The organism is Pseudomonas sp. IT-P260 (genome assembly GCF_949768395.1).
Taxonomy (GTDB): domain Bacteria; phylum Pseudomonadota; class Gammaproteobacteria; order Pseudomonadales; family Pseudomonadaceae; genus Aquipseudomonas; species Aquipseudomonas parakoreensis.
The window spans coordinates 274,855-293,233 of record NZ_CATKPO010000044.1; the positions used below are offsets into that span (position 1 = coordinate 274,855).

The window sequence follows — 18,379 nt, forward strand, 5'->3', positions numbered from 1 at the left end:
CTTTGGGCGGCCGGTGGGGCGCCCTTTTTTTGTGTGGGTGGGGAAAGCTCAGGGATACGCTTGTCGAGCGTGCAAAAGGTTGAGAATCTCGATCCGGTCGGTCACCCGATAAACCACAACGTAGTTGGGATGGACAACGATTTCCCGTGTACCGGCGACCTTGCCGAAGCGATAAAGGTAGGGGTGAAGTGGGAGGGCGGAGGTAGCCGCTTCGATGGCGGCGTTCAGTTGACTGGCCGCCACGGCGTTACGGTCAGCGATGTAGTTCAGGGTTTGCCAGAGTTGAGTGCGAGCTTCAGGTCGCCAGTCAACCCGCACTGTTTTTGTTGAGTTTCGATTCGATGAGGGCGCGCATCTCCGCCATCACCTGCTCGTGGGGGATGTTGGGCCGCGGATCATCCATCGAGGCCTGTACCTGTGCCCTGAACCAGCGATCATAGCTGGCGGCCTGCTCTGGGGTTTCGAAGTCTGAAACGATAAGGGAAAGTTCGGCGCTCATAGTGACCTCCATGATCAATGTGAAGCAGTCTAAGGGGGATGTGGCTCGCTGTCGTCACTGGCAAGACGAAGTGCCAAGTATCCCCAAGCGCTGGCGGGAAAGATGTCAGACGTTTCCCTTGCCCATAAGGGAAAATCGACGCACGTTGTCATCGGATTCCTCCACAACACCGCCGTCTGTGTAGGAGCTGCCGCAGGCTGCGATCTTTTGATCTGGCTTGTAAAAACCAACGTCAAAAGATCGCAGCCTGCGGCAGCTCCTACAGGTCGAGGTCAGAAGGCATAGGGGATGCTGACCTTGGCCCAGAGCATGTCGCCCTCCGGCCGGTTCTCCACGTCAAACTCCTTGGCCCAGCGAATCTCCGCGCTGGCGTACTTGAGAAAGGTGAAGTGGAGCGCCGGGCCAATCGCAAAGACTTTGCCGCGCACGCCGTCGTCCACATCCTGCCCGGCGAACTGCACGGTGTGGCCGTACTGTTTGTCGTCGGTGGTCTGCTTGAGGTAGTAGCCGTTGATACCGAACATCACGTTGTCGGTGATCTTGTAACTGGCCGAATAATCGAAGTGGAAAATCTGTCCGGACTTGTAGTCGGTGTCTTTGTTCTTTTCGTTGAAGCTGTAGGTGGTCTTGAGTGACACCTCGGTCTTGTCGGTCGGCAGCCAGGTGAACGAGAACAGCGGCTTGTAGGTGTAGAAATTGTTGCTGGTGTTGGCCAGCCGATCGACGCTGTATTCACCGGTGGGCACGGTGATTTCCAGGGCGGCGCCGAGGGTCAGATTCTTGCCCATGTCCCACAGGATGATTGGCGCAATCGTGGTGTCGCCCATGCCTTCGCGGGTATCGCTGAGGCCAAATACCGAGACTTCCTGCTTCAACCAGGGCTGGGCGATGTAGCCGGCCAGGCGTCCGCCGAACACGCGTACCGGGCTCAGGTAATCGATGCGCGGAATGACCGCCGTGGATTCGATGTCGACATTCGGCACCTTGCCGCCCAACGAACTGATGTTGAGCTTGGTCGACTTGTAATGGTTGTAGTAAAGGTTGAACGCGACCATGTTCTGCGGAAGGCTGTCGACTTCCAGCGGCAGCATGAAGAACCCGTCGGTGCCGGGGCCGATGTTGTCGACGCCGGCTTCGGTGGCCAGGGCCGGCAGGGACGCGGTGCAACCGAGCAAAGTCAGTGCCAGACGCAAGGGGAAAGTGGCGCGGTTCGGGCTCATGGTCTGTCCTCATTATTATTGTGGTGGGACGTGGCGCCGGTACGCAGAACGTCCGGCACCATAGAAATAAGCGCTAGAGGCCCGACGGGGCAGGGTATTGGCGGACAGTTAGGGGGGCTTCTGCGGACAGTCGGCCAACCCTGTGCTAACTTCCTTCGACATAACCGGTAACAAAAATAACAATCAAGCGTGATCCGGAATGTCAGTCCCCATGAACGTAAAAGTCCAAGACCCCACTTTCGAATTGGCGCTGGTCTCGCCGTTTCTCCTGCAAACCCTTGCCGAAGTCGTACACAACAAAGGCATCGACCCCGAAAGCCTGTGCCGTGGCCTGGGCTTCACCCTCGAAGATCTGCAGGATCCGGCGCAACGGATTTCCTATCGCCAGGCTGTGGCGATGATTCAACGGGCGCTCAAAGTGTTGCCCAATCAGGGGTTGGGGCTGTGGGTCGGCGCGCAGAATGTGCTCGGTACGCTGGGCTTGCTCGGGCATGTGCTGTCGCTGTGCAAGACCTTGCGCGATGCCTTTGCCCTCGGCATTCGCCATCAGCACACCTCCGGCGGGATCGTGGTGTCCAGCGTCGATGTGGTGGGTGATCAGGTGCACCTCGACGCCGAGTGCCGCTTGCCGTTCGCCGACGTTCAGGTGTTTGCCGTCGAAGAGTTTTTCGCCAGCCTGCTGGTGTATGGCCGGGCCTTGGCCGGCAGTGAATTCAAGCCGATTGCCGTGGAGTTTGTGCACGCCGTACCGGATTACCTGAGCGAATACCACCGCTTGCTCGGGCCCGATGTGCGCTTCGGTTGTCTGCACAATCGCATGCTGATCGATGTTCAGTGGCTGGACGTCAACTTGCCCAATCATCATTCGCTGGCGCTGCGCCAGGCGGTTGCATTGCTGGAGCTGGAAGCGGCGCAGGTGCACCAGAAACTCGATTTGATTCAAGCCGTGGAACGGGCGATTGCCCGGGACTTGAGCCGGGGCAGTCATATCGAAAAAATCGCCGGCGACCTGAACATGAGCAGCCGCACCTTGCGCCGGCGCCTCACCGAGCACGCACTGACCTTCGAAGCGCTGCTGGAACAGGTGCGGCAGGCGCGGACCCTGAGTCTGCTGGCGAATCCGGACATGTCCATCGAGCGGATTACCGAAGAGGTCGGCTATAGCGACGTGCGCAGCTTCCGTCGGGCGTTCAAGCGCTGGACCGGGATGAGCCCGAGTGCGTGGCGGCATGACACAAACCCTCACCCCAGCCCTCTCCCGGAGGGAGAGGGGGCCGACCGAGGTGTGTCGCGTCATACATCGACCTGAAAGATTTTTGTCGATTATGGATTCGGTACATCATTTTCAAGTCGGCATATCTCTACAGCTTCCCCCGTTCAGTTCCCTCTCCCTCTGGGAGAGGGTTAGGGTGAGGGGTTTTTAGCATTCTCCAAACCCACACAAACCCTCCGGCTACAGGTAAACTCCCGCGCACTTTCCCAAGGAGTTCACATGAGTTACTACCAGCCGGGCATTCTCGCCACCCCCGTTCCTGCACAAGCGCGTCACCTGTTTTTCGCCCTGGCGTCGGTTGAAGCACTGCCGCAGGCGATCGACAACCTGCTGAGCCTGGTGGACGGCAAGTCGGCGGTGGTCGGTTTCGGTGAATCCCTGACCAAGGCGCTGAACGTACGCATTGATGGTCTGCGCAGCTTCCCGGCCATGACCGGCGTCGGCGTGGAAAACCCCTCGACCCAGCACGCGCTGTGGGTCTGGCTGCACGGTGACGACCGTGGCGAACTGCTCAACCGCTGCAACGCCGTCGAGGCCGCACTGGCCCCGGCGCTGCGCCTGGTCGACAGGCAGGAAGCCTTCCGCCACAAGGACGGCCATGACCTGACCGGCTACGAAGACGGCACCGAAAACCCGCACGACGAAGCCGCCATCGCTGCAGCCTTGTTGGGCGAGGGCGCAGAAGGTCTGGTCGGCGGCAGCTTCGCCGCGATCCAGCAGTGGCAGCACGATCTCAAGGGTTTTCATCAATTGTCCGGCGAAGACAAGGACAACATCATGGGCCGTCGCCTGAGCGACAACGAAGAGATCGACGATGCGCCAGTCTCTGCCCACGTCAAACGCACCGCCCAGGAAAGCTTCGCCCCCGAAGCCTTCGTCGTGCGCCGTTCAATGCCATGGATTGAAGGTGACCGGGCCGGTCTGATGTTCCTCGCCTTCGGGTTCTCGCTGGACGCCTTCGAGGCGCAACTTCGGCGCATGAGCGGTCTGGAAGACGGCATCACTGATGGTCTGTATCGCATCAGCCGGCCGATCACCGGCGGCTACTACTGGTGCCCGCCCATCAAGGACGGCCACCTCGATCTGCGCGCGTTGCGCATCGGCTGAGTGTTTCAAACACAGGGAGTTGACCATGGACGTGGTGCGTTGGGGCATGATCGGTTGCGGCAGCGTCACTGAACGCAAGAGCGGGCCGGCCTTCTACAAGGCCCCGGGTTCGGCGCTGGTGGCGGTGATGGGCCGGCGCCTCGAAGCGGTGAGCGATTACGCCGCGCGCCATGGCATCGCCCGGGTCTACACCGATGTTGACGCACTGATCAACGACCCCGAGGTGGACGCGGTGTACATCGCCACGCCGCCCGACAGCCACCACGCCTACAGCCTCAAAGTCGCTGCCGCCGGCAAGCATTGCTGCGTCGAGAAACCGATGGCGCTCAACGCCGGGCAAAGCCGCGAGATGCAGCAGGCGTTTGCCGACGCCGGTCTGCACCTTTTCGTTTCCTACTACCGCCGGTCGTTGCCGCGTTTTGCTCAAGTGCGGCAATGGCTGGCGCAGGGCCGCATCGGTGAGGTACGACACCTGAGCTGGACGCTGACCAAAGCCCCCTCGGCGGCGGATCTGGACGGCAGCGCCAATTGGCGCACCGACCCGAGCGTGGCCGGTGGCGGTTACTTTGCTGATCTGGCCAGCCATGGTTTCGACCTGTTCCAGTATCTGCTCGGCGATATCGTCGAAGTCGCCGGTTTCACCGCCCGGCAAGCCGGGTTGTATGCGGCGGAAGACGCGGTCAGCGCCAGTTGGCGCTTCGCCTCCGGAGCGCTGGGCATGGGCTGTTGGAGTTTTGTCGCGGATCGGCGCGAGGACCGCGTGGAAATAATCGGCAGTCAGGGGCGTATCGCGTTCTCCGTGTTTGACGAGCATCCGGTGCAGCTATTCGCCGATGAGCAGATCAGCCTGGAGATCGCGCATCACGAGCACATTCAGTGGCACCACGTGCTGGGCATGAATGCGCATATTCGGGGGGATTCGCAGCATCCGGCCGTCGCCGAGCAAGCCGTCAAGACCGACTGGGTGATGGACCAGATCCTCAAACGCTAAAGTCAAAAGATCGCAGCCTTCGGCAGCTCCTACAGGGGATCGCATTTTCAAACTGTAGGAGCTGCCGAAGGCTGCGATCTTTGCTTTTCAACAGCGCGTCTAAGGTTATGCCCAAACAATATTTCTCAAGCTTGTCATAACGTCTCTAAGATCACGTCATAACTCGTTATAACAAGTGATTCCGTGATGACCGATAACGTACTGTCCCTGGCAAGTGTCCCGCTGCACACGCAACTGCGCGACGTGCTGCGCGCCCGCATTCTTGACGGCGAATACCCGCAAGACAGCCAAATGCCTTCCGAAAGCGAGCTCGGCGCGCTGTTCAAAGTCAGCCGCATCACCGTGCGTCAGGCACTGGGCGATCTGCAGAAAGAAGGGCTGATCTTCAAGATCCACGGTAAAGGCACGTTCGTCGCCAAGCCGAAAACCTTCCAGAACGTCAGCAGCCTGCAAGGCCTCGCCGAGTCCATGACCGGGCGCGGTTACGAGGTGATCAACCGCCTGCGCAGCTTCAAATTCATCCCTGCCGACAAACGCGTGGCCGAGCGCCTGCAAGTCGCCGAAGGCGAGACCGTGGCGCAGATCAAACGCGTTCGGCTGATCAACCGCGAACCGATCTCGCTGGAAATCACCTACCTGCCCAAAGCCATCGGCGAACGCCTGGAGAAGGCGGATCTGGTGACGCGCGACATCTTCCTGATTCTGGAAAACGACTGCGGCATTGCCCTCGGCCACGCGGATCTGGCGATCGATGCGGTACTGGCCGACAGCGATTTGACCCAGGCGCTGAACGTCGAAGCCGGCTCGCCGATCATGCGCATTGAGCGCCTGACCCACGACGCCGACGGCCAGCCGCTGGACTTCGAACACCTTTACTACCGTGGCGATGCCTTCCAGTACCGCCTGCGGATCGACCGGCAAAAAGGGGAGCAGGCATGACGCGCAACACGTTGGAACAGGAATACGACATCGTCGTGATCGGCGGCGGCACTGCCGGGCCGATGGCAGCGATCAAGGCCAAAGAAAAGAACCGTGATTTGCGCGTGTTGCTGGTGGACAAGGCCAACGTCAAACGCAGCGGTGCGATCAGCATGGGCATGGACGGCCTGAACAACGCGATCATCCCCGGGCACTCGACGCCGGAGCAGTACACCAAGGAAATCACCATCGCCAATGACGGCATCGTCAATCAGGCCGCGGTGTACGCGTACGCCACTCACAGCTTTGAAACCATCGAGCAATTGGATCGCTGGGGCGTGAAGTTCGAGAAGGACGAGACCGGCGATTACGCGGTGAAAAAAGTCCACCACATGGGCGCCTACGTGCTGCCGATGCCGGAAGGGCACGACATCAAAAAAGTCCTTTACCGCCAGTTGAAACGGGCGCGGGTGAGCATCACCAATCGCCTCGTTTGCACCCGTTTGCTGACCGACGAGGAGGGCGCAGTCAACGGGGTGATGGGCTTCGATTGCCGCACCGCCGACTTCCATGTGATCAAGGCCAAAGCGGTGATCCTCGCCTGTGGCGCGGCCGGTCGCTTGGGTTTGCCGTCCTCGGGTTACCTGATGGGTACCTACGAAAATCCGACCAATGCCGGCGACGGCTACGCGATGGCGTATCACGCCGGGGCCGAGCTGGCGAACCTGGAATGCTTCCAGATCAACCCGTTGATCAAGGACTACAACGGCCCGGCCTGCGCCTACGTCACCGGCCCGCTCGGCGGCTACACCGCCAACAACAAGGGCGAACGCTTCATCGAGTGCGACTACTGGAGCGGGCAGATGATGTGGGAGTTCCACCAGGAACTGGAAAGCGGCAACGGCCCGGTGTTCCTCAAACTCGATCACCTGGCCGAGGAAACCATCCAGAACATCGAAGAGATCCTGCACAGCAACGAACGCCCGAGTCGCGGCCAGTTTCACGCCAATCGCGGCACCGATTACCGCACGCAGATGGTCGAGATGCACATCTCCGAGATCGGCTTTTGCAGCGGTCATTCGGCGTCCGGGGTGTGGGTCAACGAGCGCGCCGAGACCTCGGTCAAAGGTTTGTACTCGGCCGGTGACATGGCCGCCGTGCCGCATAACTACATGCTCGGCGCGTTCACTTACGGCTGGTTCGCCGGCCAGAACGCGGCGGATTTTGTTGCCGGGCGCGAATTCTCGACGCTGGATGCCGCGCAGATCGAAGCAGAGAAAGCCCGGGTCTACGCGCCGCTGGATCGTGAACACGGTCTGCCTCCGGCGCAGGTCGAGTACAAGCTGCGACGCTTCGTCAACGACTACCTGCAACCGCCGAAAGTGACCAAAAAGATGCAGATCGGCTTGCAGCGCTTCGGCGACATCGAACGCGACCTTGAGCAGATGAAGGCCAACAACGCCCACGAATTGATGCGCGCCATGGAAACCAGCGTGATCCGCGACTGCGCCGAAATGGCCGCGCGCGCCTCGCTGTTCCGCGCCGAGAGTCGCTGGGGCCTGTACCACTACCGCGTCGATCATCCGCAGCGCAACGACAGCGAATGGTTCTGCCACTGCCACCTGAAAAAGGGTGACGACGGGCGCATGACCAGTTTCAAGAAACCCGTCGAGCCTTACATCATCGCGCTCGATGCCGAAGACATGCAGGCTTACGACCGCTTGCGAGTGGGCGCTTTTGCCGCTTGATGCATCACCAGAGAGAGTCCGAACCATGGCCTATCAAGCCCAGGAAATCTTCTTCCGCTCCAATGCCCCGGTCACCGTGGACGAGGACAAGTGCATCGCCGACAAGGGCTGCACCGTGTGCGTCGACGTCTGCCCGATGGACCTGCTGGCGATCAACCCGGCCACGCAAAAGGCCTACATGGCGTTCGATGAATGCTGGTACTGCATGCCCTGTGAAAAGGACTGCCCGACCGGTGCGGTGAAAGTCGAAATCCCCTATCTCCTGCGCTGACCCCGATCCACTGTGGGAGCGAGCCTGCTCGCGAATGCGGTAATCCAGCCAGCACATCGACACCTGACAAACCGCTTTCGCGAGCAGGCTCGCTCCCACAGGGATTTGTGGCAAACCATAAGCCATCCGGCATACCCCGGACGCTGGAAAAACCGAAACCCCCTCGTTTCCCACCGCGCCCTGATCGCGGCGGAGACGAACATCCAATAAACGATTCGAGGGGAAACACACCATGTTGCGTGCAGCACTCGCCGGTCTGGTACTGGCTTCATTCACTCTGTCGGCCTCGGCCGAAACCATCCGCATTGCCATCGGTACCCAGGACACCACCATCAACTGCGCCGCCGGCGGGCTGTTGATTCGTGAACTCGGTCTGCTCGACAAATACCTGCCGCACGACGGCGCCTACAAAGACGCGAAATACGACGTGCAGTGGAAAAACTTCACCAGCGGCGCGCCGCTGACCAACGAGATGGTCGCCGGCAAACTCGATTTCGGCGCCATGGCCGATTTCCCCGGGGCGTTCAACGGGGTGGCGTTCGAAACCGCCGGCAAGCACAGCCTGTTCATCAGCGTCCTGTCGGGCAGCATCAAGGGCAGCGGCAACGGCATCGTGGTGCCGAGTGCGTCCGGGGTGCAGGCGCTGAGCGAACTCAAGGGCAAGACCATCTCCGTGCCATTCGCGTCGACCGCCCACGGCATGTTGCTGCGCGCGGTGGCGGAGCAGGGTTGGGACCCGCTCAAGGACGTGAACATCATCGCCCAGCCACCGGAAGTCGCCGGCTCCGCTTTGCAGGCCGGCAAGATCGACGCCCATGCCGACTTCGTGCCGTTCGCCGAACTGTTCCCCAGTCGTGGTTTCGCCCGCAAGATCTACGACGGCGCCCAGGCCAACGCACCGACTTTTCACGGCGCACTGGTCGATCAAGCCTATGCGAAACAGTACCCGGAAATCGTCGTCGCCTACCTGCGCGCAAGCATCGAGGCCAATCAGTTGCTGGCCACCGAGCCGGAGAAGTACAGCGAGCTGATCGCCAAGGTCACCGGCGTCGATGCCGAGGTCAACTACCTGTTCCACGGCCCGCTGGGCGTGCAGACCCGCGACCTGAGCTGGAAGCCGGAATACCGCCAGGCAGTGGGGACGGCGATTGACACCCTTAAGCTGCTGAAGAAAGCCGATCGCGGCCTCGACCTCAACACCTTCATCGACGATCAGTACATCCGCGCCGCCTTCAAGGCGTCGAACCTGGACTACACCGCGCAACTCGCCAACTACGCGCAGACGCCGTTGAAAGCCGTGGATGCGGCGACTGGCAAAGCCATCACGGACTTTAGCCACGTCGCCGAAATCTGGGTGCGCGGCGAAGACAAAGTACGCCAGTACGCCTCCGCCGAATCCGCTTTCACTGCGCTGGCCGCATTGAAACAGGAAGGCAAAAACATCCGCGCCGTGTATGCCCAGGCCAGTGACAGCGGGATCAAATTACTCGCCGATCAGGCGTGGTTTGCCAGTGATGCCAAGGGCCGCCTGAGTGCGTTCCTGCTCAAGGGACAGGCGCAGCAATATGCGGCGGCGCAGGGCGGCAAGGTTTTCGACTTTACCGATGCCACAACCCAAGCCGTAGCCAGCCGCTAACCCGAAGAACACCGCGCCTCTCTGTAGGAGCTGCCGAAGGCTGCGATCTTTTGATCTTGCTTTTTAAAATCAAAGTCAAAAGATCGCAGCCTTCGGCAGCTCCTACAGGGGATCTCGGTTGAGAGGAAGAATTGTGTACCGATCCTATTTACGCTGGATTCCAAGAACTGCGTCGTTGCTGCTCTGCCTGCTGTTCTGGCAACTCGCCGCCAGCCACCACTGGAATCTCGGTCTGGTCACTTTCGCCAACGTGCCCACCCCATTGGCGGTGATCGAAGCGGCGTTGGGCCTGGGCGATTCCGGCAAGCTGCTGCAACACCTGAGCGCCAGCCTCAGCCGGGTATTCGCCGGTTACCTCGCGGCACTTTTCATCGGCATCGCTCTGGGCCTGGCCATCGGTCGTTCGAAATGGGCCGAGGACCTGTTGCTGCCACCGCTGGAAGTGCTGCGCCCGATCCCGGCGGTGGCGTGGATTCCGTTGGCGATCCTGATGTTCCCGTCATCGGAGCTGTCGATGGTGTTCATCACCTTCACTGGCGCGCTGTTCCCGATCCTGCTCAACACCGTGCACGGCGTCGAAGGCGTCGACCGGCGGTTGATCGCTTCGGCAAAAAGCCTCGGGGCAGGGCGCCAGGCGATCCTGCTTGAAGTGGTTTTGCCCGGCGCTGCACCGAGCATCATCACCGGCCTTGCGATCGGCATGGGCACCTCGTGGTTCTGCCTGGTGACGGCGGAGATGATCTCCGGCCAGTTCGGTATCGGCTACTACACCTGGGAGTCCTACACCATCCAGAACTACGCCGACATCGTCGTCGGCATGCTGCTGATCGGTGTGCTGGGCATGGGCAGCAGTCTGCTGATCAAGCGCCTGGGCGGGCTGTTCACGCCTTGGCACCGACCGAGAGGAAAAGCCTGATGAGCTCGATGCAAACCCCGGAAGGGCGAATCGATATTCGCCAGTTGTCGATCGTGCTCGGCGAAGGCCAACACGCTTTTGAAGCCGTGCACGGTCTGGACTGCCAGATCGAACCGGGCCAGTTCGTGTGCATTCTCGGCCCGTCCGGTTGCGGCAAATCCACCTTGCTCGGTGCACTGGCCGGGCACCTGCACGCCCACTCTGGCGGCCTTAAAGTCGATGGCTGCGAGGTGTCCGGCCCGTCGCCGCAGCGCGGCATGGTGTTCCAGCATCACACGCTGTTTCCGTGGCGCACCGTGCGTGACAACGTTGCCTTCGGCCTGAAAATGCGCGGCATCGGCAAAACCGAGCGCCATCGCGTTGCCGATGAAATGCTCAAACTGGTGGGCCTCGACGGCTTCGCCGAGCGCTGGCCCGATCAGCTCTCCGGCGGCATGCAGCAACGGGTGGAAATCGCCCGGGTGCTGGTCAACCGTCCACGGCTGCTGCTGATGGACGAGCCGTTCGGCGCGCTGGATGCCTTGACCCGCCTGAACATGCAAGAGCTGCTGCTGGATATCTGGACACAGATTCGCACCACTGTGGTGTTTGTCACTCACGACATCGATGAGGCGCTGTTCCTCGCCGATCGACTGTTGGTGATGAGCGCACGTCCGGGGCGAATCATCGAAGACCTGCGCCTGGACTTCCCGCGTCCGCGTACCTCTGAGCTGGTGACCAGCGCCGAATTTTCCCGCCTCAAGCGCCATTGCCTCGACCTGCTGCACCACGACAACTCCCGACCGCTGCCGCGCCTCAACCCGCTCGGCCTGCCGCCCGAAAACCCCTTGCCGCGATTTGCCCTATGACCTCATTTTTTGCTGTGACTGACAACGACGACATCCTCGCCCTGCAACCGCGTCTGACCGCTGACGATGCCGGTGTGCGGCGCATTGCCTTGATCGAGCTGGCAGATCTGGAAGAACCGGACGGCCTGCTGTGGCTGGTCGAAAGGCTGACCGATGATCCGGCTGAAGACGTCCGTGCCGAAGCCGCGCGGCTGCTGGAAGCGTGGGAAGACGAACCGGTGGTGGCTGCGCTGTGCCAGGCGCTGACCGATTCGTCTCCAGCCGTGCAGGCCGCCGCCGCACAAAGTCTGAGTCTGCTCAAGAGCGAGGCGGCAGGCCGGGTGATTCTGCCGTGGACCGAGCATGCCGAGGTCAGTGTGCGGATCGCCGCGTTCCGCGCCTTGCGCGAACTGCGTTTCGCCGCTGCAGCGCCTGCTGCTGTCGCGGCACTTGATGATGCCGATGCCAACGTACGCCGCGAAGCTGTCGGCGTGCTCGGCTGGCTCAAGCAGCTCGACGCACTGCCGGCATTGGCGCGACTGGCCAGCGCCGACCCGGACACCGAAGTGCGCCGCGCCGCCACCGGGGCTTTGGGATTGGCCTCCTGCGCCGAAGTTCTGCCGGCCCTGCGTCAGGCACTGCAGGACGCTGCCTGGCAAGTGCGCGAAGAAGCGGCGACAACCCTGGGCAAAGTCGGCCACAGCGACGCCGGGCCGGCATTGATCGCAGCCCTTGGCGATGACTACTGGCAAGTGCGCCTGCGCGCCACCCGCAGCCTCGGGCGTTTGCGCTTCGCTGCAGCGCTGGACGCCCTTATCGAAACCCTCGGCCATCGCATCAGCAACCTGCGCAAGGAAGCCGCACTGGCCCTTGGTGAGTTGAATGATCGCGGTGCGGTGGCGGCGTTGCAGGCGGCGCAGGATGACGGTGATCCGGAAGTGCGCAAAGCGGTGCGGATTGCCTTGAGTCAGCTGCAATGAATCCGCTGTCGGTGGGCAACTCGCAAAGCGAACGGACACTGCGCCTGAGCTGGCCGGACGGCCGTGAATCGCTGTTCAATCACGCCGAACTGCGTCTCCAATGCCCGTGCTCGCAGTGCCGCGCGTTTCGTCTGAAAGGTCTGACGCCGCGGGTCGATGAGCGTGTTCGCCTGATCGAGATCAACCCGCAGGGCTACGGCGTGCAACTGGTGTTCAGTGACGGCCATCAACGCGGGATTTACCCGTGGGACTATTTGGCACAACTCGATGCTTAGGTTCACCACAATCAACTGTGGGAGCGAGCCTGCTCGCGAAAGCGGTGGATCAGTCAATATTGATGGCGACTGGCACACCGCATTCGCGAGCAGGCTCGCTCCCACAGGGGCGTTCAGTGTCTGGGTTGTTATTGCCCGGCCGTCATGGCTGGCCGGCACCCGCGAAACACATCCAGCCCCGGCTGATACAGCGCGGTCTTCACCTCGAACAAGCCCAGCACCGAATGGAACAGGTTGTCATGGCTCAGGTCCGGCTGCCCGGTCTTGCCTTGCAGGCAATCGCGATCAATCCCCAGTTGCGCCAGCGTGTTGTTGCCAAACCACATCACCATCGGCACATGGGTCTGCGCTTCGGGTGCCAGTGCATACGGCGCCGCGTGCAGGTACAGGCCGTTTTCGCCCAGGGATTCGCCGTGATCGGAGACATACACCATCGAGGTGTCCAGCGAATCCTGATTGCGCTTGAGCAACTCGATGACCTTGGCGAGGAAGTGGTCGGTGTAGAGGATGGTGTTGTCGTATACGTTGACCAGTTCATCACGGCTGCAACTGCCCAACTGGTTGGTGTGACAGATCGGGGTGAAGCGCTCCATGCTTTTCGGGTAGCGCTCGTAGTATTCCGGGCCGTGGCTGCCGTCGGCGTGCAGGACGATGATCGCGTGGCCCTTGAGGTTGTCGATGTAGCCTTGCAGGTCGGCCAGCAGCGCTTCGTCCAGGCAGTTGTTGCCGTCGCAGAACGTTCCGGGCTGGTTCTTCGCGATGTCGCGGTGCGGCACGCGCAGGCAGGTGCCCTTGCAGTCGCTGTTGTTGTCCAGCCACAGCACCTGCACGCCGGCCCGTTGCAGGATATCCAGCAGGCCTTCGTAGGTTTTGCCTTTCTTGTCGCTGTAGTCCTCACGGGGGAACATCGAGAACATGCACGGTACCGACACCGCCGTGGACGTGCCGCAGGAGTGCACCTGGGTGAAGTTGAGGATGTCCAGTTTGCTCAGCTCGGGATTGGTCTCGCGCGCATAGCCATTCAGCGAAAAATGATCGGCGCGGGCGGTTTCGCCGACCACGAACACCATCAGCGACTTCTTCTCGCGGCTGGCGGCTTTGGCGCTCATCACCGCGTCTTCTCCGATGGTCTGCACCACAAAGTGCTTTTTGATACCCAGACGCTGCTTGGTGTACTTGCTGATGGCGTAGATGTAGTTGGTCGGGTTGATGAAGTGGGTGAGCTTGTCTTCTTCACGGAAGATTGGCGCGTAGGTCGAATAGAAAGCGCCCACCGAGGCAGCGATCACCAGCACGCACGCGGCGATCACCAGCAGCTTGTTGAGCACGCCGCGAAAGAACGGTCGATAACTCACCGGCCAGCGCCAGATCAGCACCGCTGGCAGCACGCCGAGCAACAGCACGTAGGCCAGCAGCTTGCCGTTGAACAGCGCCGCAGCCTCGGCCGGGTTGGTTTCGAACACGTTCTGGATCATCACCGTGTCGATGGTGATCCCGTATTCGTTCATGAAATACGCCGCGCAGGCCGAGAGCAGGGCGACTACGGTCAGCGCCGGTTTCAGCGTCCAGCGAAACGAAACGAGGGTCAGCAGCAGGGTGATCGCGGCCCACAGGAACAGCCCGAACGAGGCGAAAAACGCCAGTTTGTGCGCGCCTTGCAAGGTGATCAGATTCCCCAGCGCCTTCCAGGTTGCCAGGTTGTACAGCGTCACCAGTGCCAGGGAAAACAGCAGCACCAGACGGGTGGAAGTGATGGACGGTAAACGCAGTCCTTTGCCCAAAGCCATTACAGACATTCCTCTACTCGAATAGATCACGCGCGGAAACGCGCGTAACTGTAGAAGAACAATAGTAAAAAATTCGTAAACATCCTGTAACAAATAACCCCGTTCCCCGTAGGAGCTGCCGAAGGCTGCGATCTTTTGATCTTGCTTTTTAAAATCAAAATCAAAAGATCGTCCGAACGCGGCCCGAGCCTTCGGCAGCTCCTACACAAGGCGGGGTGTCAGAAAGATTTGCTCAGGCTGGCGACCACCGTCGCCGTGCACACATCCTTGAACCCCCAGTTGCTCAGACACTGGCTCTGCGACAGATCGGTATCGATGTAGCTCAGGCCCAACGCCACGCCGGCCAGGTTGTGCGTCAGTTTGATCTCCCATTCGCGATAGCTGTCCTCGGCATGCCCGGACGCCGAGTACAAATGCGGATCCTTGAAATCCATAGTGCCGTAACGCAGTTTCAAGCCAGAGTCGAACGGCAGCTCGGTTTCATAACCGACATAGGTGTAGAGCGAGCTCTGCGTGCTGTCGATCCCCGGTGCATCGCTGGAGTAATACGCCGCCAGCTTCACCCCGTAGACGCCGAGAATGCCGTACACCTCGCTCTGGTTGAACTGGCTTTCCTTGGGGTAGGCGTACTTGATGTAGCCCAGATCGAGGCTGACATCCTCGGTGGCCTGCCACAGCCAGCCGGCGTAGTAATCGACTTCCTGACGGGTTTTCAGGCCGCCGCCAAAATCGACGTTGGAGCTCCAGGCGCCTGCATATAAACCGCTGCTGTGGGCCAGGGTCAGGCCGGCCTGCACGGCCGGGTCATTCTGGGTTTGCGAGATGCCGCGAGTGCGGTAGTCGCTGGCCAGCGTCAGGTCGACCAGCACGGCGAAATCGTCGTTCAAGGGAATCGCGTGGCTGCTCAGGGGCAGCAGGCTCAAGGAACTCAGGGCGAGCAAGGGCAAGGCTTTCATGTGAAGTCCCGGTGTTGTGATTATTTTTGGGCAGTACGAAAACTGTGGAGGGAATGCAATCTCGGCCACCCTCACAGCCCCTGTGGGAGCGAGCCTGCTCGCGAAAGCGGTGGTTCATTCAGCATTGATGGCGACTGATACGCCGCCTTCGCGAGCAGGCTCGCTCCCACAGGGGGCAGCAGTGTTGTTATGGGGTGGCGGTATAGACCTGACGCCCACCAAACCAGGTCTGCAGCACCTGGGTGTCATGCAGGGCCTTTTCGTCGACGCTGAACACGTCGCGATCGACCACGATGAAATCAGCCTGTTTGCCCGGCGTCAGTGAGCCGATCTGTTTGTCCAGGCCTATGGTCCGCGCCGCGTTGGCGGTATAGGCGTAGAACATGGTTTCGCGATCCAGACGCTCGTCGGCATTCAGCACCCCCAGCGGGCCGACGCGGGTGATGGCCTGAGCCATGGCATTGAACGGGTTGGGTGACGACACCGGCCAGTCGCTGGCACCGGCAATCGTCGCACCCTGTTTCAGCAGTGAGTGCGCCGGGTATTGATAACGGAAGGCGAGGGCACTGACGTAGGGCTTGATCATGTCGGTGGTGTAGTCATCGGCACTGGCCCACAGCAATTGCATCGAGGCGATCACGTTCAGCGGCTTGAAGCGGGCGAACTCTTTCGGGTTGACCATCTGCAGGTGCGTGATCGAGTGAGCGATGCCGCTCTGCCGATCCTTGCGCGCACGTTCGATGCCATTGAGTGATTCACGCACCGCACGGTCGCCGATGGCGTGGATGTGCACCAGCCAGCCGCGCTGGTCGATGGCGCTGACCAGTTCGCCGAAATGCTGCGGATCGATCAACAGTTCGCCCTGTTTGTGCGAATTGCGGTACGGATCGATCATCGCCGCGCTCTGCGCCGGGTACTCGATCACGCCGTCAGCGAAGATCTTGACCCCGGGCAGGGTCAGGTTGGGGATGCCCTGAAACTGCTGGCGCACCTTATCCAGCGTGTCGAGGTCGGCGGGCAGGCTTTTCGGATTGGCGACCAGCAACGCTGCGACGTGCACGCTCATGTCGCCGCTTGCCGACAGTGCTTTGTAGGCCGGCAGCACGCCGACGGTTTTCTCGGTGGGTTTGAGCGCGAACACGGCCTCGCCCGGTGCGGCGTTGGCGGCCGGATCCATCCACGCGGTGATGCCGAGGCTGTTGTTGAAGCGCACCGCGGATTTGGCCGCAGTGAGCATGTCGGCCGGGCTCGGCACCGGCATTTTCGCGGCAACCCGGTCCCAGCCGGCATCGACCAGAAAACCGTTGGGTTCACCGTTCGCCAGTGTGCCGATCGTGTCTTTTTCCGCAGCGGGCAGGGTTTTGAGCAATGCCGCGTCGATGCCGGCGCGCTTGAGCATCACGTTGTTGGCCCACGCGGTGTGGTGGTCACTGCCGGTGAACACCACCGGCACGTCGGCCCATTCACCCTGGTTGAAAGTCTTGCCCAGCGCTTCGGCCTGCGCCCAGTACGCTGAACTCATGCTGGCGATGCTCAGCACGTCGCCGTGTTTCGCCTTGCCGTCATCACGCCAGGCGCGCAGACGCTTTTGCAATTCATCAAGGGCGACGACTTCGTCCTCCATGTTGGCCGAGACCATTTCCAGACCGCCGAAAATCGCGTGGGAATGGCTGTCGATCAAGCCTGGCATCAGCGTCTTGCCGCCGAGATCAATCACCTGCGTGCCGGGTTCGATCAGCGCCTTGATCTGCGCATTGGTGCCGACTTTCAGCACTTTGCCGTTCTCCACGGCCAGCGCCTGAACCTTCGGCTGTGCACGGTCGGCGGTGAAAATCTTGCCGTTGACCAGTACCAGATCGGTGGCGGCCATGGCTTCCATCGAGGCAAAACTTATAGCGCTCACCAGCAGGCTCGGGATGAATCTTTTCATTGAAGATTTCCTTGTTATTGCGTCTGATGGCCAGATTAGTGGCTGATTCTGGCCGACAGAACGCCTTCCTTACGAAAAACGTTTTTGCCTGAATGGAAAAAGCATGGACAAGCTGGGTGCACTGAAAATGTTCGTGGTCACCGCGCAACTCGGCAGTTTCAGCCGCGCGGCCGAGCAATTGGGCAAGACCCCGTCGGCCCTGACCAAAGCGGTCAATCACCTGGAGGCGGAACTCGGCGCGCGGTTGTTCGAGCGCAGTACGCGGCGGATCCTGTTGACCGAAATCGGTCGCGTGTACCTGGAAACCGCACGGCTGGTGCTGCAGCGGCTGGAGGAGGCCGGCGAAGAGATCGAGCAGTTGCAGCACGGTCTGCGCGGCAGCCTGAAAATCACCGCACCGCTTGCGTACGGGCGGGCGTTTCTTGATCAGGTGTGCGACGGCTTCTTGCAGCAATACCCGCAGATCAGCCTGCAAGTGGACCTGTGCGACGCGTTCGTCAATCTGCTGGAAAGCGGCTACGACCTGGCCTTGCGCGAGGGCCACGACGACTTGCCGGGGCTGATTGCGCGGGTGGTCGGCAGCAATCGACTGGCCTTGTGCGGCAGCCCGGAGTATCTGGCGCGCAAGGGCTTGCCGGTGAATCCGCAAACCCTTGAACAGCATGAATGGCTGTTGTATCAGCACCCATTGCTCAGTCGCGAATTCTGGTGGGCCGAGCGCGACGGCCAGCGGCTGAGCCTGCCACAGCCGACGGCGCCGCGGTTGCGCAGTGACAATTACGACCTGCTGCTGGCCGGCGCCCTGGCCGGACGCGGCTTGCTGCACACGCCGCTGTGGAGCGCCGCGCCGTACATCGCCGACGGGCGTCTGGTACGGGTCATGGCTGACTACGAAATCGACCCGGACAGCTTCGGCCCGCACATTCTTGCGGTGTACCCGAGCCATCGGCGGGCCACGGCCAAGGTCGTGGCGTTCATCGATTACATTGCCGCCTTCCTCGCCGAACGTGGCCTCAACTGACGCCCCGTTCCCCTGTAGGAGCTG

General features: G+C 61.1%; 18 protein-coding genes. 12 read left to right on the top strand and 6 right to left on the bottom strand.

Annotated features, from left to right (window positions below; genetic code table 11):
* Positions 1 to 48 precede the first annotated feature (48 nt).
* From ACM6HV_RS27225 to ACM6HV_RS27235, 3 genes are all read right to left on the bottom strand, one after another.
* Positions 49 to 318: a type II toxin-antitoxin system RelE/ParE family toxin gene (locus ACM6HV_RS27225; protein ID WP_045122487.1), complete on the bottom strand. Its 270-nt coding sequence runs from the start codon at positions 316 to 318 to the stop codon at positions 49 to 51.
* On the bottom strand, positions 308 to 499 hold the full coding sequence (locus ACM6HV_RS27230; protein WP_003225628.1) for a hypothetical protein: 192 nt from the start codon (positions 497 to 499) through the stop codon (positions 308 to 310). Before ACM6HV_RS27230 ends, ACM6HV_RS27225 begins: the two co-directional genes overlap by 11 nt.
* A 272-nt stretch (positions 500 to 771) precedes the next feature.
* Positions 772 to 1,719, bottom strand: a complete 948-nt coding sequence (locus tag ACM6HV_RS27235; protein WP_414905778.1) for a transporter — start codon at positions 1,717 to 1,719, stop codon at positions 772 to 774.
* 211 nt (positions 1,720 to 1,930) lie between these two features.
* Between ACM6HV_RS27235 and ACM6HV_RS27240 the strand changes: the two genes are divergently transcribed.
* The 11 genes from ACM6HV_RS27240 (at position 1,931) to ACM6HV_RS27290 (ending at position 12,661) form a co-directional block, all read left to right on the top strand.
* On the top strand, positions 1,931 to 3,028 hold the full coding sequence (locus tag ACM6HV_RS27240; protein WP_414905779.1) for an AraC family transcriptional regulator: 1,098 nt from the start codon (positions 1,931 to 1,933) through the stop codon (positions 3,026 to 3,028).
* A 183-nt stretch (positions 3,029 to 3,211) separates the two neighbouring features.
* The gene (locus ACM6HV_RS27245; protein WP_414905780.1) at positions 3,212 to 4,099 is read left to right on the top strand and encodes a Dyp-type peroxidase; all 888 of its coding nucleotides are present in this window, start codon (positions 3,212 to 3,214) and stop codon (positions 4,097 to 4,099) included.
* A 25-nt stretch (positions 4,100 to 4,124) separates the two neighbouring features.
* Positions 4,125 to 5,090 (top strand): Gfo/Idh/MocA family protein, encoded by a 966-nt coding sequence (locus ACM6HV_RS27250; protein WP_414905781.1) that lies wholly within the window; start codon positions 4,125 to 4,127, stop codon positions 5,088 to 5,090.
* Positions 5,091 to 5,276: 186 nt separating this feature from the next.
* On the top strand, positions 5,277 to 6,029 hold the full coding sequence (locus tag ACM6HV_RS27255) for a GntR family transcriptional regulator (RefSeq protein ID WP_041062347.1): 753 nt from the start codon (positions 5,277 to 5,279) through the stop codon (positions 6,027 to 6,029).
* Positions 6,026 to 7,756 (top strand): fumarate reductase/succinate dehydrogenase flavoprotein subunit, encoded by a 1,731-nt coding sequence (locus ACM6HV_RS27260; protein ID WP_414905782.1) that lies wholly within the window; start codon positions 6,026 to 6,028, stop codon positions 7,754 to 7,756. The genes ACM6HV_RS27255 and ACM6HV_RS27260 overlap by 4 nt, the downstream gene beginning before the upstream one ends.
* Positions 7,757 to 7,781: 25 nt before the next feature.
* Complete coding sequence (locus ACM6HV_RS27265; RefSeq protein ID WP_041062341.1) at positions 7,782 to 8,027, top strand: ferredoxin family protein; 246 nt, start codon at positions 7,782 to 7,784, stop codon at positions 8,025 to 8,027.
* Positions 8,028 to 8,259: 232 nt separating this feature from the next.
* Complete coding sequence (locus ACM6HV_RS27270; protein ID WP_414905783.1) at positions 8,260 to 9,663, top strand: ABC transporter substrate-binding protein; 1,404 nt, start codon at positions 8,260 to 8,262, stop codon at positions 9,661 to 9,663.
* A gap of 133 nt (positions 9,664 to 9,796) precedes the next feature.
* On the top strand, positions 9,797 to 10,579 hold the full coding sequence (locus tag ACM6HV_RS27275; RefSeq protein WP_414905784.1) for an ABC transporter permease: 783 nt from the start codon (positions 9,797 to 9,799) through the stop codon (positions 10,577 to 10,579).
* Positions 10,579 to 11,427, top strand: a complete 849-nt coding sequence (locus ACM6HV_RS27280) for an ABC transporter ATP-binding protein (protein ID WP_414905785.1) — start codon at positions 10,579 to 10,581, stop codon at positions 11,425 to 11,427. Before ACM6HV_RS27275 ends, ACM6HV_RS27280 begins: the two co-directional genes overlap by 1 nt.
* Complete coding sequence (locus tag ACM6HV_RS27285) at positions 11,424 to 12,386, top strand: HEAT repeat domain-containing protein (protein ID WP_414905786.1); 963 nt, start codon at positions 11,424 to 11,426, stop codon at positions 12,384 to 12,386. The genes ACM6HV_RS27280 and ACM6HV_RS27285 overlap by 4 nt, the downstream gene beginning before the upstream one ends.
* The gene (locus ACM6HV_RS27290; RefSeq protein WP_414905787.1) at positions 12,383 to 12,661 is read left to right on the top strand and encodes a DUF971 domain-containing protein; all 279 of its coding nucleotides are present in this window, start codon (positions 12,383 to 12,385) and stop codon (positions 12,659 to 12,661) included. The genes ACM6HV_RS27285 and ACM6HV_RS27290 overlap by 4 nt, the downstream gene beginning before the upstream one ends.
* Positions 12,662 to 12,789: 128 nt before the next feature.
* Here the strand turns inward: ACM6HV_RS27290 and ACM6HV_RS27295 are convergent, their stop codons facing one another.
* From ACM6HV_RS27295 to ACM6HV_RS27305, 3 genes are all read right to left on the bottom strand, one after another.
* Complete coding sequence (locus ACM6HV_RS27295) at positions 12,790 to 14,448, bottom strand: phosphoethanolamine transferase (RefSeq protein ID WP_414905788.1); 1,659 nt, start codon at positions 14,446 to 14,448, stop codon at positions 12,790 to 12,792.
* 218 nt (positions 14,449 to 14,666) lie between these two features.
* Positions 14,667 to 15,404: a TorF family putative porin gene (locus ACM6HV_RS27300; RefSeq protein WP_414905789.1), complete on the bottom strand. Its 738-nt coding sequence runs from the start codon at positions 15,402 to 15,404 to the stop codon at positions 14,667 to 14,669.
* A gap of 187 nt (positions 15,405 to 15,591) precedes the next feature.
* The gene (locus tag ACM6HV_RS27305; RefSeq protein WP_414905790.1) at positions 15,592 to 17,334 is read right to left on the bottom strand and encodes an amidohydrolase; all 1,743 of its coding nucleotides are present in this window, start codon (positions 17,332 to 17,334) and stop codon (positions 15,592 to 15,594) included.
* Positions 17,335 to 17,437: 103 nt separating this feature from the next.
* Between ACM6HV_RS27305 and ACM6HV_RS27310 the strand changes: the two genes are divergently transcribed.
* Positions 17,438 to 18,355, top strand: a complete 918-nt coding sequence (locus tag ACM6HV_RS27310) for a LysR substrate-binding domain-containing protein (RefSeq protein ID WP_414905791.1) — start codon at positions 17,438 to 17,440, stop codon at positions 18,353 to 18,355.
* Positions 18,356 to 18,379: the final 24 nt, after the last annotated feature.

Bases quoted from the DNA above. Each gene is read 5' to 3' on its own strand.
- ACM6HV_RS27290 (WP_414905787.1), top strand. From the start codon at position 12,383: ATGAATCCGCTGTCGGTGGGCAACTCGCAAAGCGAACGGACACTGCGC.
- ACM6HV_RS27260 (WP_414905782.1), top strand. From the start codon at position 6,026: ATGACGCGCAACACGTTGGAACAGGAATACGACATCGTCGTGATCGGC.
- ACM6HV_RS27245 (WP_414905780.1), top strand. From the start codon at position 3,212: ATGAGTTACTACCAGCCGGGCATTCTCGCCACCCCCGTTCCTGCACAA.
- ACM6HV_RS27295 (WP_414905788.1), bottom strand. From the start codon at position 14,448: ATGGCTTTGGGCAAAGGACTGCGTTTACCGTCCATCACTTCCACCCGT.
- ACM6HV_RS27230 (WP_003225628.1), bottom strand. From the start codon at position 499: ATGAGCGCCGAACTTTCCCTTATCGTTTCAGACTTCGAAACCCCAGAG.
- ACM6HV_RS27280 (WP_414905785.1), top strand. From the start codon at position 10,579: ATGAGCTCGATGCAAACCCCGGAAGGGCGAATCGATATTCGCCAGTTG.
- ACM6HV_RS27235 (WP_414905778.1), bottom strand. From the start codon at position 1,719: ATGAGCCCGAACCGCGCCACTTTCCCCTTGCGTCTGGCACTGACTTTG.
- ACM6HV_RS27270 (WP_414905783.1), top strand. From the start codon at position 8,260: ATGTTGCGTGCAGCACTCGCCGGTCTGGTACTGGCTTCATTCACTCTG.
- ACM6HV_RS27305 (WP_414905790.1), bottom strand. From the start codon at position 17,334: ATGAAAAGATTCATCCCGAGCCTGCTGGTGAGCGCTATAAGTTTTGCC.
- ACM6HV_RS27310 (WP_414905791.1), top strand. From the start codon at position 17,438: ATGGACAAGCTGGGTGCACTGAAAATGTTCGTGGTCACCGCGCAACTC.
- ACM6HV_RS27285 (WP_414905786.1), top strand. From the start codon at position 11,424: ATGACCTCATTTTTTGCTGTGACTGACAACGACGACATCCTCGCCCTG.
- ACM6HV_RS27250 (WP_414905781.1), top strand. From the start codon at position 4,125: ATGGACGTGGTGCGTTGGGGCATGATCGGTTGCGGCAGCGTCACTGAA.
- ACM6HV_RS27255 (WP_041062347.1), top strand. From the start codon at position 5,277: ATGACCGATAACGTACTGTCCCTGGCAAGTGTCCCGCTGCACACGCAA.
- ACM6HV_RS27240 (WP_414905779.1), top strand. From the start codon at position 1,931: ATGAACGTAAAAGTCCAAGACCCCACTTTCGAATTGGCGCTGGTCTCG.
- ACM6HV_RS27300 (WP_414905789.1), bottom strand. From the start codon at position 15,404: ATGAAAGCCTTGCCCTTGCTCGCCCTGAGTTCCTTGAGCCTGCTGCCC.
- ACM6HV_RS27265 (WP_041062341.1), top strand. From the start codon at position 7,782: ATGGCCTATCAAGCCCAGGAAATCTTCTTCCGCTCCAATGCCCCGGTC.